Source organism: Acidovorax sp. GW821-FHT09A11 (assembly GCF_059418365.1).
Genome location: NZ_JBWKPS010000006.1, coordinates 226,455 through 243,444, shown reverse-complemented (window position 1 = coordinate 243,444; position 16,990 = coordinate 226,455). Strand labels below are relative to the sequence as shown.

15 protein-coding genes are annotated in these 16,990 nt (G+C 65.6%); 6 read left to right on the top strand and 9 right to left on the bottom strand.

Annotated elements, in window-relative coordinates:
* The first annotated feature begins 51 nt into the window (after positions 1–51).
* The 5 genes from AC07PV_RS17510 (at position 52) to fusA (ending at position 7,498) form a co-directional block, all read left to right on the top strand.
* On the top strand, positions 52–174 hold the full coding sequence (locus tag AC07PV_RS17510) for a hypothetical protein (RefSeq protein ID WP_255591048.1): 123 nt from the start codon (positions 52–54) through the stop codon (positions 172–174).
* Positions 171–1,283, top strand: coding sequence for a GNAT family N-acetyltransferase/peptidase C39 family protein (locus tag AC07PV_RS17505; RefSeq protein WP_492253904.1), 1,113 nt, complete (start codon positions 171–173; stop codon positions 1,281–1,283). The genes AC07PV_RS17510 and AC07PV_RS17505 overlap by 4 nt, the downstream gene beginning before the upstream one ends.
* A 1-nt stretch (position 1,284) precedes the next feature.
* Entirely contained in the window at positions 1,285–2,817 is a 1,533-nt protein-coding gene (locus tag AC07PV_RS17500) for a RimK family ATP-grasp domain-containing protein (protein ID WP_492253903.1), read from the top strand.
* Positions 2,818–3,103: 286 nt separating this feature from the next.
* Positions 3,104–4,756, top strand: coding sequence for a hypothetical protein (locus AC07PV_RS17495; protein ID WP_494630907.1), 1,653 nt, complete (start codon positions 3,104–3,106; stop codon positions 4,754–4,756).
* Between the two features lie 708 nt (positions 4,757–5,464).
* A complete protein-coding gene (fusA, locus tag AC07PV_RS17490; RefSeq protein WP_494630906.1) occupies positions 5,465–7,498 on the top strand; it encodes an elongation factor G in 2,034 nt (677 codons plus the stop codon).
* 157 nt (positions 7,499–7,655) lie between these two features.
* Here fusA and AC07PV_RS17485 read toward each other — a convergent pair whose 3' ends face one another.
* Positions 7,656–8,585, bottom strand: a complete 930-nt coding sequence (locus AC07PV_RS17485) for a LysR family transcriptional regulator (RefSeq protein WP_218296179.1) — start codon at positions 8,583–8,585, stop codon at positions 7,656–7,658.
* A 97-nt stretch (positions 8,586–8,682) separates the two neighbouring features.
* Between AC07PV_RS17485 and AC07PV_RS17480 the strand changes: the two genes are divergently transcribed.
* Entirely contained in the window at positions 8,683–9,669 is a 987-nt protein-coding gene (locus AC07PV_RS17480; protein ID WP_494630905.1) for a 2Fe-2S iron-sulfur cluster-binding protein, read from the top strand.
* A gap of 3 nt (positions 9,670–9,672) precedes the next feature.
* Here AC07PV_RS17480 and maiA read toward each other — a convergent pair whose 3' ends face one another.
* The 8 genes from maiA to AC07PV_RS17440 form a co-directional block, all read right to left on the bottom strand.
* Positions 9,673–10,311: a maleylacetoacetate isomerase gene (gene maiA / locus AC07PV_RS17475; RefSeq protein WP_494630904.1), complete on the bottom strand. Its 639-nt coding sequence runs from the start codon at positions 10,309–10,311 to the stop codon at positions 9,673–9,675.
* A gap of 2 nt (positions 10,312–10,313) precedes the next feature.
* Positions 10,314–11,315, bottom strand: coding sequence for a Bug family tripartite tricarboxylate transporter substrate binding protein (locus AC07PV_RS17470; protein ID WP_494630902.1), 1,002 nt, complete (start codon positions 11,313–11,315; stop codon positions 10,314–10,316).
* A 98-nt stretch (positions 11,316–11,413) separates the two neighbouring features.
* Positions 11,414–12,538 (bottom strand): cupin domain-containing protein, encoded by a 1,125-nt coding sequence (locus AC07PV_RS17465; protein WP_494630901.1) that lies wholly within the window; start codon positions 12,536–12,538, stop codon positions 11,414–11,416.
* A gap of 31 nt (positions 12,539–12,569) precedes the next feature.
* A complete protein-coding gene (locus AC07PV_RS17460; protein WP_494630900.1) occupies positions 12,570–13,277 on the bottom strand; it encodes a fumarylacetoacetate hydrolase family protein in 708 nt (235 codons plus the stop codon).
* A 72-nt stretch (positions 13,278–13,349) separates the two neighbouring features.
* Entirely contained in the window at positions 13,350–14,627 is a 1,278-nt protein-coding gene (locus tag AC07PV_RS17455; RefSeq protein ID WP_494630899.1) for an NAD(P)/FAD-dependent oxidoreductase, read from the bottom strand.
* A gap of 27 nt (positions 14,628–14,654) precedes the next feature.
* Complete coding sequence (locus AC07PV_RS17450; protein WP_218296172.1) at positions 14,655–14,969, bottom strand: non-heme iron oxygenase ferredoxin subunit; 315 nt, start codon at positions 14,967–14,969, stop codon at positions 14,655–14,657.
* 9 nt (positions 14,970–14,978) lie between these two features.
* On the bottom strand, positions 14,979–15,452 hold the full coding sequence (locus AC07PV_RS17445) for an aromatic-ring-hydroxylating dioxygenase subunit beta (RefSeq protein ID WP_056417184.1): 474 nt from the start codon (positions 15,450–15,452) through the stop codon (positions 14,979–14,981).
* Positions 15,453–15,454: 2 nt separating this feature from the next.
* Complete coding sequence (locus tag AC07PV_RS17440; RefSeq protein WP_218296170.1) at positions 15,455–16,717, bottom strand: aromatic ring-hydroxylating dioxygenase subunit alpha; 1,263 nt, start codon at positions 16,715–16,717, stop codon at positions 15,455–15,457.
* Between the last annotated feature and the right edge of the window lie 273 nt (positions 16,718–16,990).

The following is a 16,990-nucleotide window of genomic DNA, read 5'->3' as shown; positions in this document are numbered from 1 at the left end:
TGGGAGCGTGGCTGTCGGATCGCAGACGTTGCGATCCCGGAAGGTCGATCCATGGATGACTGGGTGCATGTGTCGCTGGCGCTGCTGGTACTGTTGGTTCCGATCGGCGTCGCGTGGATGGCATTGAAGCTATCTGACCGGGGGGCGCGCAAATCCGGGCGCGGTCTTCGATGAAGCCGTCTTCCCATCGGAGCAAGGTGGAGCCGGCGAACCGTGGCGATCTGGCCGCGCTCGATCGGCTGGAGCGCGCGGCTTTCGAGAACGACAGAATCTCGTTCAGAAGTTGGCAACGCATGCTGGCCAGCCCGTCGGCCCGCGTTCTCGTGTGCAGATCGAGCGAAGGCTTGGAGGGGGCCTGCGTGGTATTGCGCCGCAAGGGATCCTCTGTAGCTCGCCTGTACTCGATCGCTGTGGCGTCTGCCGCACGGGGTTCCGGCATGGCCGCTGAACTTTTGACCGCGGCGATCAGGGACGCGCGAGAAGCCGGGTGCGCGGTTTTGAGGCTGGAGAGCAGGACTTCCAATGTCTGCGCACACCGCCTGTTCCTTCGCCATGGATTCGTGGGGATGGGCCGCAAGCTTGCCTACTACGGCGATGGCGAAGCCGCTTTGTGCTTTCAGAAGGATCTCTTCGACGACGCGCGGGCGCGAGAAGGGAACGCCTCTCGGGTGCGGCACTACGCCCAGACGCTGGATTTCACCTGTGGGCCCTGCGCATTGCTGATGGCCATGTCTGCCGTGGACCCGTCCATCCCTGTCAATCAAGCCGCCGAAATCCGCCTATGGCGTGAGGCCACAACGGTCTTTATGGCGGCGGGCCATGGTGGGTGTGGTCCTTTCGGACTTGCGCATGCGGCATTGCGCCGCGGCTTTGACGTGTCGGTCTATGCAGCGGCTGGCGCATCACTCTTCATGGACAGTGTGCGCGACCCTCTCAAGAAAGACGTCATCCAGCTGGTGGAAAACGACTTCCGGTTGGAACTGGAGGCTCACCGCGTTCCTGTCCATGCCCGGCCCGTCTCTCCCGAAAGCGTGATTGAGCAATTGCGCATGGGAAGCCTGCCCATTGTCCTCATCAGTCTGTGGCGGCTTCACCGGGAGAAAACGCCACATTGGGTGGTAATCACCGGCTTTGACGGCGCGGTTTTTCGCCTTCTGGACCCTATGGCGCGTTCCAGTGACCCGGACGGCGGAGTGTCCATCAGCTTTGGTGAATTCAAGAAGATCGCCAAGTACGGGCGCCGCAGGCGCACTGCCGCGGTCGTCATCTCCGGAAAGAAATAAATTGTCTTCAGAACATGTGATCGTGGTGGAGAAGCTCGCAGACTTTCGATGGAGCGAGCCCGAGATCAGAGTCATCACCGCCGATCAATTCGTCGCGGAGGAGCCGGATGCCCGGGGGCGTTTTCGCAAGGTCACGAACCTTTGCCGGACTTATGGCTACCTCAGCATGGGCTACTACTGCTCCCTGCTGGCGGAGGCGCGTGGCGACCGGGTCACCCCCAGCGTGGACACCATACTCAGCCTTCAGCGCAAGCGAATGCAGCCTGATGAAGCGTTCGTGCAGCTCAATAGACTGGTCGGTCCGCTGAAGGAAATCCCCGGCTCCGTGAATACGCTGACCTTGCATGTGTTCTTCGGGGTCATGGAGGACCCCGTGCTGGCGCCGCTGGCTCGAAAGAGCTTTGAACTGTTCCGTTGTCCATTGATGGAGATCACCCTCGAACGGCAGGAGCAGTCCGCAAACTGGCAGCTCGGCGGAATACAGGCGTTGGACCTTCGCGATGTCGAGCCTGCGCGCGATGAGGTCTTTGTTCGAGCGCTCCGCCAGTACACGCGGCGCAGCTGGCGCCCCATGGTCGCCATGCCACTGCCCCGGATGGACCTCGCGGTCCTGCACGATCCGGATGACCCGCTTCCTCCGTCCAGTCTCAGGACGCTCAAGAAGTTGGTTGATGTGGGGCAGGACATGGGAATTGCGGTGGAGCTTATCGAGAAGAAGGACTTCTCCCGCCTGACCCAGTTCGATGCGCTGTTCATTCGGGAAACCACCGCGGTGACGCACCATACCTTTCAGTTTGCGAGAAAGGCTGTCGCCGAGGGCATGCCGGTCATAGACGACCCCGTGTCCATCCTGCGCTGCACGAACAAAGCCTTTTTGGCGGAGCTTCTGCGCGAGCATGCCATTGCCACACCGGTGACGCGCATGGCCAGCCGGCGCACGCTGGCCGGCATGGAGCACACGCTGGACTACCCCGTGGTGGTGAAAGTACCGGATGGTGCGTTCAGCCGCAGTGTCAAGAAGGCGGAGAGCTTTGAGCATCTCCAGGACATTGCGAAAGGCATGCTCAGGGAATCGGAAATCATCCTGCTGCAGGAGTACATGTACACAGACTTTGACTGGCGCGTCGGGGTTCTGGCGGGGCAAGCGGTCTTCGCGGCGAAGTACTTCATGTGCAATGGGCACTGGCAGATACTGCAGCACACAGCAAATGGCAAGTACACGGAGGGGCGGGTGCAGGGCGTACCGCTGCAAGATGTGCCCACAGAGGTGCTGGCGGCAGCCGTCAATTCCGCGCGCCTGGTTGGCAATGGATTTTATGGGGTGGACATCAAGGCCACGGCCTCTGGTGTCTATGTCATCGAGATCAACGACAACCCCAATCTCGATGTTGGCATGGAAGATGCAGCATTGGGCGACAAGCTGTATTCCACTTTGCTCTCGCACTTCCTGCTGCAGGTGGAACGCCGATTCACATCCACTGCGCAGCGTGGCAACGCGTCTCGTTTGCAACCTGACGCGGTGACGCCTGGGTAGTTCGACGCGGGAACATTTGGCGGCTTTTTTACGGACGGCGGGCCTGCTCGGAAATGGGCCGATCGCCGATGCGATGGACCCATCCTCCGCTGTTTTGGTTAGCATGGTTTCCGAAGCCCGGTTTGCGGCAGGTCGCGAGGAAATCCGGGATTGATTTCCTGGCTGCACCACGTGAAATGGGCGCTGGCGCCCACGCCATGATGGCTGAATGAACCGCCAGTCGGCGCAAGGTGCCCACGCCCCAAGTGTTTTGCTCGGCATCACGAACCAGACGAAAGGCCACTGCATGTCAACCGAGTCCCATCCCGCCTGCGTGCGGGAGTTGCGCCAGGTCCTGTTGTGGCCCCTGCGCCTGATGCCGGTGCGGGGTTCCGAGGGGCGACACGCCAAGCCCTGGCAGGTGCTGGCGGACATGGGCGAGGCCTCGCCCTGGCGCGAGGTGGTGGATGAATTCACGGGCGACAGCGATCGTTTTCACGAGCGCCACTACAACGAGTTCGTGACCTTCTTGCCCTACGTGCAGCGCTTCCTGTACGGCGAGGGGCGCAGCCAGAAAGGCAGCAGCGCCGCAGGTTCACCGATGCGGGTATTCCGGCGCAGCGACGTCAGTGCCGTGCGGGCGGTGCTGCACCCCGGTGCGCCGCCGATCACGCTCGACATCGTCCATGTGGACCTTTACTTTTTCCTCGACCTGGATCTGGTGCTGCTCAATGTCGAGGTCAGCGCCCGCGACCTGGCGCTGGCCCAGGCGCAGGAACTGCTGTACCGCTTTGGCCGCGGCTACCCCGCCAGCTGGGATGCGAAGGGCCATGCGCAGCACTGCCTGTACAGCGCCGAGTGGCTGGACGCCGCGGGGCAGGTGCTGGCCCAGTCCGATGCCAACCAGCGCGACCTCTTCATGGCCCATGTCAGCAGCCACCGCGCCCCGCGCATCGCCGCCCATTGGGCCTGGCTGCTGGAGCCCCTGGTGAGCGACCATTCCGAGCGCAGTGGGCCTCTGCGCTACCGCCAGATCGAGTACTACCGCATGCCGCAACTGGCCTTTCTGGCGTTGGACAACCCGCGCGCACTGAGCCGCAGCGACTTCGTTCGCCTCGGCCTGGTGACCGGGGCGGCCACCTCCAGCGACGACGCCAGCCTGCCCTATGCCGAAGAGCATCTGGCCGACTTCGAAAATCGGTTTTGTTACGACCGATTCTGGAGCCACAGTGGCGCGGCTCCCAACACGCGGTATCTTTGCAGCGGCCATTCGCTGCTGGTGCTGGGCGATGCCCACAGCCCGTTTTTTGTCTGCCGCGACCGGGGGGTGCTGGCGCAGTTCCGGCACCAGCATTTCTTGTTGTTCCTGATCGCGCATTTTCAGAAAGCGGCGCTGCTGATGTTCTCGGACCGGCTGGCCGAGGCACTGAAAAACCTGGACATTGCCGACGCCGCCAGCGTGCGCCGCTTCAAGCGCACGATCCGTGACAGCTTTGCCGGCTTTCTGCGCTTCACGCACCGCTACTGGTTCCACGAGGTGTCCGAACAGGCCCAGGTGCGTGCCCTGTTCCGCATGTGCGCCAACCACCTCGGGCTGGACCCGCTGTACACGGAGGTCAAGGAGCGCATTGGCGAAATGAACCAGTACCTGGACGCGGACAGCCTGCGCCGCCAGGCCAACACCGTCGTCAGGCTGACGGTCGTGACCATCTTTGGCCTGATCGGCACCGTGACCACGGGCTTCCTGGGCATGAATTTGCTGGCCGAGGCCGATGCTCCCCCGGGCCGCAAGCTGGGGATTTTTGCCGTCGTGTTTGCCTTGACCACCTTGCTGACGGTTTACACCATGGTCAAGTCCAAACGCCTGTCGGACTTTCTGGACGTGCTTTCGGACGAACGCGCCAGTGCCTGGCAGAAAGTCAAGGCGCTGGGGCTGGTGTGGCGGCGCACAGGAGAATGAGGCGTGCTGCCCATGCCCCTGCTGGCCGTTCATCGCCGAGTTTTGATCAGGCAGTGACTGTTGTCGCCGATGGCACCCATCCGTTGGAAAATCGCGCGTGACGGCAGTCGCTGTGTGGCCTACAGCGGTCATCCACCTTCGATGCAGTGACAGGCATGCACGCAAGATTCAGTTGCGCCGTCCTGCCGCCCGCTGTGCCTGCAATGTCGATTCGGCCCTGCTATGCGCAGGTTTCGAACGCCGTGCGGCCAGACAACAGCCAGTTCTTTGCCCGAGCCGGAGGCGGCAGGCGCAGGCAGGCAGCCAGGTCGCTTGCAAGCTTTTTGTGCGAGGAGGATAATTCGCTCTTATGAAAATTCTCACCAACGTGATCAAGGCATCGTTCGCCCCCTAGTTGCGCCCCTCGATCGCGTGTCGGAGGGCTGTGCGCCTTCCGGTACATAAAACCCCGGCAGGCTCCACCTCCGGGGTTTTTTGTTTTTTTCAGACTTTCTCACCACCCAATCTATGCGTACCTACGACAAGTTGATTGCCACGATTCCCGGCCGCCGGAGCTTGAGTTCCGTGCGCCCGGGCTTCGGCGACAGCACAACACCCATTCAACGCTAGCCTGAAGGCGAATCCATCTCGCCTGGGCTGGCAGATAGCCAACCAGGCGGCAGCTGCTCGCAGAGCCGGGCGCAGCCGCAAGAGATTGAAAGATTCGCCATGAGAAATTCACGCAACACCAGCAATGCCCATCTGCGCAACCTCGGCGTCATCGCCCACGTCGACGCGGGCAAGACCACGACCACCGAACGCATCCTGTTCTACACGGGCGAGAGCCATCGCATCGGCGAAGTGCACGACGGCACGGCGCACATGGACTTCGATCCGCAGGAGCAACAGCGCGGCATCACCATCAACAGCGCGGCCGTCACCGTGCACTGGAAGGGCACGCAGCTCAACCTGATCGACACGCCCGGCCACATCGATTTCAACATCGAGGTGAACCGCTCGCTGCGCGTGCTCGACGGTGCGGTCGTCGTGTTCGACGGCGTGGCCGGTGTGGAGCCGCAGACCGAGACCAACTGGCGCCTGGCCGACAAGTACCGCGTGCCGCGCATCGCCTTCATCAACAAGCTCGACCGCGTGGGCGCCGACTTCCACCGCGTGGTGGCCGTGATGGAAGAGCGCCTGGGCGTGCGCGTGGTGCCGCTGCAGATCCCCATCGGTGCGGAAGGCGACTTCCGCGGCGTGGTGGACTTGCTGAGCCTGCGCGCCCGCATCTGGGACAAGGACGACGCGAGTGCGCCCTACCGCGAAGCCGACGTGCCCGCCGAGCTGCTCGAGCAAGCCGTGCGCGCACGCGCCCGCCTGGTAGAGGCCGCCGTGGAGCAGGACGAAGCCGCACTGCAGGCCTACGTGAACGGCGAAGAGATCGCTGTGGATGTGCTGCGTGCCGCCATCCGCAAGGGCGTGCTGGCCGGCGCCTTCGTGCCCGCGCTGGCCGGCTCGGCCTTCAAGAACCGTGGCGTGGAGCCTTTGCTCGACGCCGTGGTGGACTACTTGCCCTCTCCGGACGACATCGTGCGCGAAGGCGGCGAGACCGCTGCGGACCCGTTCAAGGCCCTGGCGTTCAAGGTCGTCACCGACGACCACGGCGCCAAGGTGTTCGTGCGCGTGTACAGCGGCCGTCTGGGCCGGGGCGACGTGGTGCTCAACACCAGCACGGGCAAGACCGAGCGCGTGTCGCGCCTGTACGAAGTGCATGCCGACAAGCACATCGAGCGCGACGAGCTGGTGGCGGGCGACATCGCCGCCGTCGTGGGCCTCAAGGACACGCTGACGGGGCACACGCTGAGCGACCCGGCCCACCCCGTGGTGCTGGAGCAGATCAGCGTGCCCGAGCCGGTGATCCATGTGGCCATCGAGCCCAAGGCGAGCGCGGACCAGCAAGGCCTGTCCAAGGCCCTGCAGTCCCTGCTGCGCGAAGACCCGAGCCTGCGCCTGCAGCACGATGCCGAATCCGGCCAGACCATTCTGTCCGGCATGGGCGAGCTGCAGCTCGAGGTCTCGATCGAGAAGCTGCGCGCACGCCACGGCGTCAACGTGTCGGTCGGCCGTCCCCAGGTGGCCTACCGTGAAACCATTTCGAAGAGTGTGGAGGTACATCATGTGCACAAGAAGCAATCGGGCGGCCCCGGCCAGTTCGCCGAGGTGAAGTTGCTGCTCGAGCCTTTGCCCCGGGGCGAAGGCATCCGCTTTGACAACCGCATCGTCGGCGGCGCCGTGCCGCGCGAGTTCATCCCCGCGGTGGAGGCAGGCATCCGCCGCGCCGCCCTGGCAGGCGTGGTGGCCGGCTTCCCCGCCGTGGACTTCGCGGCCACGCTGGTGGATGGCAGCTTCCACGAGCGCGACTCGTCCACGCTGGCCTTCGAGCTGGCGGCCATGGCCGCCTTCCGCGAAGGTTTTGCGAAAGCGGCCCCCCAGGTGCTGGAGCCCGTGATGGCCGTGGAGGTCATCACCCCGGCCGAGTACCTGGGCGACAGCATCGGCGATTTGAACCGTCGCCGTGGCGTGGTGCGCGGCCAGGGCCAGCGCGGCAATGCCGCCACGGTCGAGGCCGAGGTACCGCTGAAAGAGATGTTCGGCTACATCGGCAGCCTGCGCGCATTGTCTTCGGGCCGTGCGCAGTACTCGATGCAGCTGGACCACTATGGGGTGGTGCCTGCGGGGGAGATGGCTGCGTTGGTGCCGTGAATTGAATCAGCGCGATAGGCCGGAATCGATGGCCTGGCAGCGCAAGACGGGAGGGGCGTGGACGGATGTCTGCGCCCCTTTTTTTGTCTGCGATGGGAGCCTGGATGGCGGCGTCGGTTCAGGAGCGAGCTTGTGGACGGCCCCAGACTGTCGGCGGTCACGGCGACCCGCTGCCATCAGCGCGATCGCCGCCGAACAACTCGAACACCATGCCACGCAGCCACTGGTTCACTGGTTCGCGATGCACCTTGGCATGCCAGAACACACTGATCGGTGCCTCGGGCAACTTGACCGGGTGCGTGCGCAATGTCAGCCCGAAGGGCTCGACCAGCTTGAGTGCCAGGAGCTCGGGCACCGTCGCCACCAGCGCCGTGCCTTGCAGGATGTGGCCCACACTGACAAAGTGCGGCACGCTCAGCCGCACAAGGCGGTCGATGCCGGCCTTCTGGATCAACTCGTCGACTTTGCCATGCCCCGTGCCCGCGGCGACGATCACCAGGTGCTCCGCCGCCTTGTAGTCGGCGAGCAGCAGCTTCGGCCGGTCCAGCGTGTGGCCCTTGCGGAACAGGCACACGTAGCGCTGGCGAAACAGCCGCCGCTGAAAGAAGCCCGCCTTGAGCTGGGGCAGCAGACCGATGGCCAGGTCCACCTTGCCAGACTCCATATCGTCGCGCAGATTGGTCGCGTTGTTGCGCACGGTATTCAGCGTCACACCGGGCGCTTCCCGCCCCAGGCGCTCCAGCAGCGCTGGAAGGAAGACGATCTCTCCAATGTCCGTCATGCCGATGGTGATGGTGCGCTTGAGCGTGGCCGGCGTGAACTGCATGCGCTGGTTCAGTCCACTGTGGATCATGCCCAGCGCGTATCCGACCGGTTCGCCGAGTTGTTCGGCAAAGGGCGTGGGCACCATGCCGCCCGACGTGCGCAGGAACAACTCGTCGCCGAAGATTCGGCGCAGCTTGGCCAGCGCATTGCTGACGGCAGGCTGGGTGAGGCCCATGTTGTCGGCCACCTTGGACACGCGCCGCTCGACCATGAGTTGCTGAAACAAGACCAGCAGGTTCAGATCGATGTCAGATAACTCCATCGCCACTCCATCAATGCGGGTGATATGAAGCGGCAATGGTATTGCAGCCGATGATTCTTATGCACAATCGCATGAATGATCTCGCAGCCCGCCCGTCATGGACATTCTTGTTCAGCCGCTTAACCGCGTGATCCGTGCCGCACCGGGCGTGAATCTGCTCGACGCCCTGCGCGCGGCGCAGGTTCCGATGTCCTACTCCTGCCTCTCCGGCCGCTGCGGTATCTGCCGCTGCCGGGTGCTCGATGGCGAGGTGTTCGATGGGGGGCGTGAGCAGCAGCGCCCGCTGGACGGCATGGACGGTGCCGTGCTGGCCTGCCAGACCTATGTGACCGAGGCCTGCACGATCGAAGTGCCGGCGCCCGAGGAGGCCGTGGTGCACCGGGCGCGTGTGGCCAAGGCCACTGTCGCGGCCATCGAGCCATTGGCGGTCGACATCCGGCGCCTGCTGCTCAAGGTCACCAAGCCGATCGCATTCTCACCGGGCCAGTACGCGCAGATCGCTTTCACGCCGGCCCACGTGCGTCCCTATTCCATGGCGAGCTTGCCGGGCGAAGAGCTGCTGGAGTTCCACGTGCAGCTGATGCTCAGGGGCCGGGTCAGCGGCTACATCGTGGATCAACTGAAGGCAGGGGATGCCGTCAAGGTCAGCGGGCCGTTGGGTGCAGCCTATCTGCGCCAGCAGCACACCGGGCCGATACTGTGCGTGGCGGGGGGCACGGGGCTGGCACCGGTGCTTTCGGTGGTGCGTGGCGCCGTGGCCGCCGGCATGCGCAACCCCATTTACCTGTACTTCGGGGTGCGCTCGCCACGCGAGCTGTACGGCCTCACCTGGCTGGACCAGCTGCGCCACGCACATCCTGCGCTGCAGGTGCATGTGGTGATGGCCTCGGGTGCGGACCGTGCGGCGCAGCGGCGCGGGCTGGTGACCCAGGCTATCGAACAGGACCACGCCAGCCTGCGCGGCTGGCATGCGTATCTGTGCGGCTCACCACCGATGGTGGAGACGACCACGCTGGTGGCGCTGGGCAAGGGCATGGAGCCGGCCCACATCCATGCCGAGGCCTTTTACATGCAGGGCGACTGAGGTTCAGCCCGCATCGGGCTGCGCACTGGGCGCGGCTTGCCGGAATGCGTCCAGTTGCCCGCAGGCCAGGTCCACCGCCTGCACCCGCGGCCAGCGCGCCAGGTCGACCTTGAAGCGGCGCGCGCTCTCCACCTGCGGCACCAGGTAGACATCGGCCAGCGTAGGGTGCTTGCCAAAGCAGAAGTCGCCACGCCACCGGTCGCTCGCGAGCAGTGTTTCGATGGCGTCGAAGCCCGCGCCGATCCAGGTGCCGCACCAGTCGTTCACGGCTGCCTCGTCCGCGCCAAAACGGTGGCGCAAGGCTTCCAGGATGCGCCGGTTGTTGACCGGGTGGATATCGCAGCCCACGATGGCCGCGAGTGCGCGCACCTGGGCACGCTCTGCGGCATCGGTGGGGAGCAGCGGCGGACTCGGATGGCGCTCTTCGAGCCATTCGATGATGGCCGGCGACTGGGTCATCAGGCGGTCGTCTGTCTCCAGGACCGGCACGAACTGCTGCGGATTGATCGCCTTGAAGGCCTGCGCCAGATGCTCCTCGCGCCGCAGATCGACCGCGACCTGCTCGTACGAAAGGCCTTTCAGGTTCAGCGCGATGCGCAGGCGGTGGGACGTTCCACTGCGGAAGAAGGTGTAGAGCTTCATGATCAGTCCAGAGCGATCTTGGCGCGCTTGACGACATCACCGAACGTGCGCGAATCGCGTTCGATGGCGCGGATCAGCTCGCTCGGCGGGCCAATGTAGGGCTCGAATCCGAACGTCGCCAGGCGTTCCCTGACCTCGGCGGTCGCGAGCACCTTGCCCACATCGGCATTGATCTTCTCGATCGCCGCCTTCGGTGTGCCGACAGGAGCGAACAAACCCACCCAGGTCTTCACCTCGAACCCCGCCGGCCCGCCCGCCTCGCCGACGGTCGGGATATCGGTGAAGCCCGCCAGACGCTTGGGTGCGGCGAGCGCCAGGAACTTCACCTTCTTGGCCTGGTACATCGGTCCGGCCGTCGCCGCCGTGCCGAACGCCCACTTGATGTCACCGGTGGCGACGGAGGTGTAGACGTTCCCCATGTCCTTGTAGGGCACGTGCATCATCTTCGTATCGGTCGCGGCTTCGAGCATTGCCGCGCCGACATGGGCCACGCTGCCGATGCCCCATGATCCATAGGTGATCTCGCCGGGTGCCGCCTTGGCCGCCTTGATCAGGTCTCCCACGTCTTTCCACGGCGAATTGGCCGCCACCACCACGAAGAAGTTGGTGAAGTACACCGGTGCCACCGGCTCGAAGTCCTTCAGCGGGTCGTAGGGCAGTTGCTTGAACACATGCGGCTGCAGGGCCATGTGGGTGTTGTCCACCTGCAGCACGGTGTAGCCGTCTGGCGCCGCCCTTTTGGCGTCGCCAATGGCGATGAAGCCGTTGGCGCCCGGCTTGTTGTCGATGACCAGTTGCTGGCCCCAGTGGCGCGACAACCTTTCACTGAGGATGCGCATCACCGCGTCCGGGCCGCTGCCTGGGGAATACGGCGCGACGGACCGCACGGGCTTGGCGGGGTATGTCTGCGCCGCTGCGCCGGGCAAGCCCGCAGCGGTCAGCAGGGCCCAGGCGCAAAGCGCAGCGGCCGTGCGGGAAATGGAAGTACGGATGGCTGTGATCATGGCTATGTCTCCTTGTCATTGGGGCCGGAATCGGCCTGTTGTTTCGTGGCTGATCAGTGGGGTGGGCAAGCGCGGCTTGCGGGCCGGAGGCCGCCGGCTCAACCGGTGGTCTGGACACGGTGGGCGTGCAGCGCCTCGAAAATCGGCGCGTCGCTGAAACGGAAAAGGTCGAGCGCACCCGAGGCGGATGCCTGGGCCGAGAACGGCTGCCACGACGGCACCACGAACAAGTCGCCACGCGCCACGTGCCAGGTGCGCTCTCCCACGGTCACGGTGCCACTGCCGTCGAACACCTGGAACACGGACGAGCCCACCTCGCGATGTACGCGCGTCGCGCCGCCCGCGCGCACGCGGTGCATCTCGGTGCGCATCGTCGGCAGCACATCGCCACCGGTGGCAGGGTTGGTAAAGCGCACCGCCGCATGCCCCGGGCTCAGCGTGCCGGCCTGGCCTTCGGCCTCCAGGGCGAGCTGATCGGCCAGCGCGCCGTCGGTGTCCACCCAGCGGTAGGCCAGGAGCGGGGTGGCGGGTTGCGCTCCCGCCATCGAGACGGGGCGCAAGCCGGGGTGGCCCCAGAGCCTTTCGGAGTACGAACGCTCCGCCGTGGTGCGCTCGGCGGGCGAAATCCGCTCGCGCCCGACCTCGAAGAACTGGCTCTCGGTGTAGTACGAGAACGGAATGTCCAGGCCATCGATCCAGGCCATGGGCTCGGTGGCGGCGTTGTGGTGGGCGTGCCAGTTCCACCCTGCCTGCGGCAGGAAGTCGCCGCGCGACATGCGCACCGCATCGCCATTGACCACCGTCCAGACGCCCTCGCCCTCCACCACGAAGCGGAAGGCGTGCTGCGTGTGCCGGTGCTCGGGAGCATCTTCACCCGGCATCAGGTACTGGATGGCGGCCCACAGCGTGGGCGTGGCGAACGGACGGCCGCCCAGCGCCGGGTTGGCCAGCGCGATCGCGCGGCGCTCGCCACCGCGGCCCACGGGCACGATCTCGCCGGCCTGCGCGGCCAGTGCCTTCAGCCGGTCCCAGCGCCACAGGTGTGGCACGGCCTTGGATTGGGGTTGCCGGGGCATCAGGTCGCCGATCTCGGTCCAGAGCGGCACCAGCAGTTCCTGCTCGAAGCCTCGGTAGAGCTCCTCCAGCGCGGGCGTGGGGTCGGGCTGGCCCCGCCCCGCCACGGCATGCAGCCGCACGGGGGAAGGCGTCAGGTCGGTGGTCATGGTGGGTTTGTCTCCTTGGTTCATCGTTGTGTCACTTCGCCGGGCCGACGTGGAGCACGATGCTGCCCACGCCGTCGATCTGGCCGTCGATGCGGTCACCTGGCTGCACCGGGCCCACGCCTTCGGGCGTGCCGGTGAAGATCAGGTCGCCGGGCAGCAGGTGGTAGAACCTGGACAGGTCGGCGATCAGCTCGGGGATGTTCCAGATCAGCTTGGACAGGTCGGACTTCTGGCGTACCTTCCCGTTGACCGACATCGCCAGCTCGCCCTGGCTCAGGACGGCCTGCTGCATCGGCACGATCTCCGAGACCACGGAGGACTGCTCCACGTCCTTGCCCAGGTCCCAGGGCCGGCCTTTCTCGCGCGCCACCAGCTGCAGGTCGCGGCGCGTCATGTCCAGGCCGCAGGCATAGCCGTAGATGAGGCGCGGAGCCTCGGCCTCGGGCACGCGAAAGCCGGGCGCGCCGATGGCCACCACCAGTTCCATTTCGTGGTGGTAGTCCTGGGTGCCCGGCGGGTAGGCCACGGTGGCACCGGACTCGACCAGTGTGGACGGTGCCTTGGTGAAGTAGAAAGGCACCTCGACCGACTTGTCGACCGGGCGCCCCATCTCGACCGCATGCGCGTGGTAGTTGCGGCCGACAAAAAACAGCCGCTGGATGGGCAGGCGCTCGCTTCGGCCACGCACCGGCAGCGCATAGACCGGCGGTGGATTCCAGAGATAGGTGGTGGAGGTCATCGGGGTTTCCCTTTTTTGAAAGTGGTGGTGGGGTGGGTTCAGGCCTTGGGCAGTAAGCAACGGGCGCCTGGTTCACAGCTTGGACATCGGCGTGCCCAGGTCCGCCAGGCGCTCAACATTGACCGGCCTGCGCTGCTCGATCAGCCGGCGCGCGAAGCGCAGGTCGCGCGCCGCATTGGGGCCGATGGCGGCCTGGACCACGTCGCCGGCCAGGTAGAACAGCACGAAGCCGCCGCTGGCCTGGTCGCCGCGCTGCACCACACGGTGCGCGGGCGTTGGCACGCCGTAGATCTGCAGATTCATGCCGTACTGGTCGGACCAGAACCAGGGCAGCGGCTGGTAGTCCACCGCGTGGCCCAGGGCCGAGCGCGCGGCAGCGATGCCCTGGTCCTGCGCGTTCTGCCACGACTCGAGCCGCAGCCTGCGCCCGGCCCAGGGGTTGAGAGCCACGGCCACGTCGCCAGCGGCCAGGATGTCGGGGTCGGACGTGCGGCACCGGGCATCGACCAGCACGCCGCCTTCGCAGGCCAGGCCCGCCTCGCGCGCCAGTTCGTCGTTGGGCACCAGGCCGATGCCCAGCACGATGGTGTCGGCCGCGAGCACGCTGCCATCAGCGAGCCGCACTTCCGAGCGGCCATCCGCCGCGCGCGCAAAGCCTAGGACTCCAGCGCCCAGCACAACGCGGGTTCCCTGAGAGTGATGCAGCGCCAGCAGGTACTCCGATATCGCGGCCGGTACGGTGCGTTCGCACAGGCGGCCCTGCGTCTCGACGACCACGACGTCAGCGCCCCGCTGGCGTGCCGTGGCCGCCACCTCCAGGCCGATCCAGCCGCCGCCCACCACCACCACGCGACGGCCGGGCATAAGCGCGGGCGCCAGCGCCATCGCATCTTCGATGGTGCGCAGCGTGTGCAGCGGCACCTGGTCGGCCCCGGGCACAGCGAGTCGGCGGGCCCGCCCTCCGGTGCACAGGATGAGCTTGTCGTAGGGCACCGCTTCGCCATCGGACAGCAGCACCTGCCTGGCGGCGCGGTCAATGCGGCGCGCCTGCACCCCGGGCCGCCATTGCGCACCCAGGGCGTCGAAGGCCTCGGGCTTCATCAGGCGCGTCGTCTCGGGCTGTGCGGCGCCAGACAACACCGCCTTGGACAGCGGTGGCCGCTCGTGCGGCGGGTGGACCTCGTCACCGATCAGCACGATGCGGCCTGTGAAGCCTTCGCGGCGCAGCGTCTGCGCGGCCCAGCCACCGGCCTGGCCGGTGCCGACGATCACGATGGTGTGGATCGGGCGGGCGGCCGCGCCTTCATCCGGCAATGCGGCGGCCGCAACCTCTGGTCGCTTGGCAGTCATGGGCTTTCCTTGTGAGGGCGGTGGCGCTCAGTCGAAGGCCAGCCAGACGCGGCCGCCCTCGATCTTGACGGGGTAGCTGCGCAGGGGCTCGGTCACCGGCGCGCAGGTGGGCTGGCCGGAGCGCACGTCGAACTTGCCCTGGTGCAGCGGGCATTCGATCTCGTGCCCGTCCAGGAAGCCGTCGCACAGCCGTGCATGGCCGTGGGTGCAGACGTTGTCGGTGGCGAAGACCTCGCCGTCCACGCCATACAGCGCGATGTCCCGTCCTGCAACGGCCAGGCCCATCACGTCATCCTGCGGCACGTCGTCCCGCGCGGCGGCGTCAATCCAGTTCGTGGTCATGGCAGTTCCTCAGATGGGGTAGATCAGCGAATTGGGGATCATCTCGCTGTCGTAGATGACCAGGCGCGAAGCGAACTTCAGGCCCTCTGGCGTGCGCACCACCTCATCGAGCGTACGGCCCACGTTGAAAACGGTGGACTCCTTGGACAGGCGCGTGCGCAGCACCGCGTAGTTGGCCTCGCTGTGGATGCGGCCATCGGCACCGACCTGGTGGACGAGCGGCGCACCCACCACGTGGCGCTGGTAGTAGGGGTCGTGGAACAGCGTCTCGCGGATGCCATAGACGCGGTCCTTCAGCATGCCCTTGCTGTCGAAAGCCAGCGTGGCGAGTGGAAAACCGCGTTCGTGGTTCTCGCGCGGCTGCAGCTTGTAGCTGCAGTCGTCGATGAAGAACTCCGGCCAGGCATCCCAATCGGCGGCGTCGAGTGCACTTGCGTAGCGGGCATAGAGTTGCGTCAGTTCATAGTAGGTCTGGAACTCCATGGTCACGCCTCCATCACCTTGCGCCAGTATTCGTACATGCCGCGGATCAGCGTCTCCGTGACCATGTGGTCCGTGTCGCCGACCTCCCGGCCACCGAGTTCGGCCAACGTGCGGTGCGCGGGCTTGGTCTCGAAGCCTTCCTGCGACCACTCGATGACTTCGCCATCGTCGGCCGACACAAAGCCCGCCGGGCCGAAGAGGTTGGCCTGGCGCAGGCGGCGCTGCGTCATCTCTTCGCTGTCGTCTTCGAAGCCGAAATGCGTCCAGACGAAATCGAAGGCGCCCTTGCCGTCCGGCTGGATGTGGCGTGTGGACACGCTGTTGACCTGCTGCTGGAAGATGACGCTCGGAAACACGGTCATCATCACGGCCGTCGGTGCACCCCACCAGTCTTCGTGCACGATGTCGAGAAAGCGCGGGTCGTTCAGTTCCATGCCCGCCTTGAAGCTGGACACCTGGGTCACGTCGGCCGCCTTGCCGGCCGCGCCGCGGGTGGACACCATGGCCGCATGGCGATGCTGCGCGTCCATCAGCAGCTGGGACTTGTTGTCGGCGCGCCAGAGACCGAAGGTGACGAACCAGGTGTGCAGCAGGCCTGGGTGGTAGGGGTCCTTGATGTTCTCCTGCATCAGCTTCCAGTTGCCCGGAATCCGCTGGCGGTTGTAGCCCAGGATCGTGAGCTTGCGGCCGTCGAACAGACGGTCGAAGTAGCCCAGGATCGCGGGCCCCAGGAAGTCCTCCAGCGGCTCCACGCCATGGTCGAATGACGCGAACACGACGCCACCGCGCGTGGCGACCTTGAGCTTGGTCAGGCCATGCTCGGCAGGATTGAAGTCCGCCGGCATGCCGCCATTGACCTTGCCATCCTGCTTGACGCCGCGCCGGAACGGCACGCCCTGCAGGTCGCCCGACAAGGTGTAGTTCCACTGGTGGTAGGGGCAGGTCAGGCTGTCGCGGTTGCCGTGCCGCTCGCGGCAGAACGCCATGCCGCGGTGCGCGCAGACGTTTTCCACCACATGGATCGAAGCATCCTTGTCACGCACCAGCAGCACGGAGCGTTCGCCGATGACGGTGCGCTTGAAATCGCCCGCGTTGGGGATCTCGGCTTCCAGGCCCACGTAGCACCAGTGGCCGTTGTAGAACAGCCGGTCGAGTTCTTTGCGGTACAGGTCTTCGTCGGTGTAGGCCTGGAACGGGATGCGGCTGGTACCGTCCGTCTCCCAGCGGATCTGCCGGGGAAAGACGGTGACGGGGCATTCATGCATGGGCGTCTCCTTTGTTGTGCTGGTCGGTGGTTCCGATGCGGGCTGCATTCCAGCGCCTGGGGACGGATCATTCGCCGCCAAGCTATATCAGTCAATGGAACATGAGTGATGTTTAACATCACTGATATGAATATTGCTTTCGGGCACGGCCTGGGGGCCTTGTTGTGGGTGGGAGGTGAGCAAGGGCGGCGCAGCATGACGGTGTCCGGGCCAGGCGCGGGTCGCATGGAGCTGCTCCCACCGCGTGTGTCGGCGCGCTGCTGCGCCGCGGCG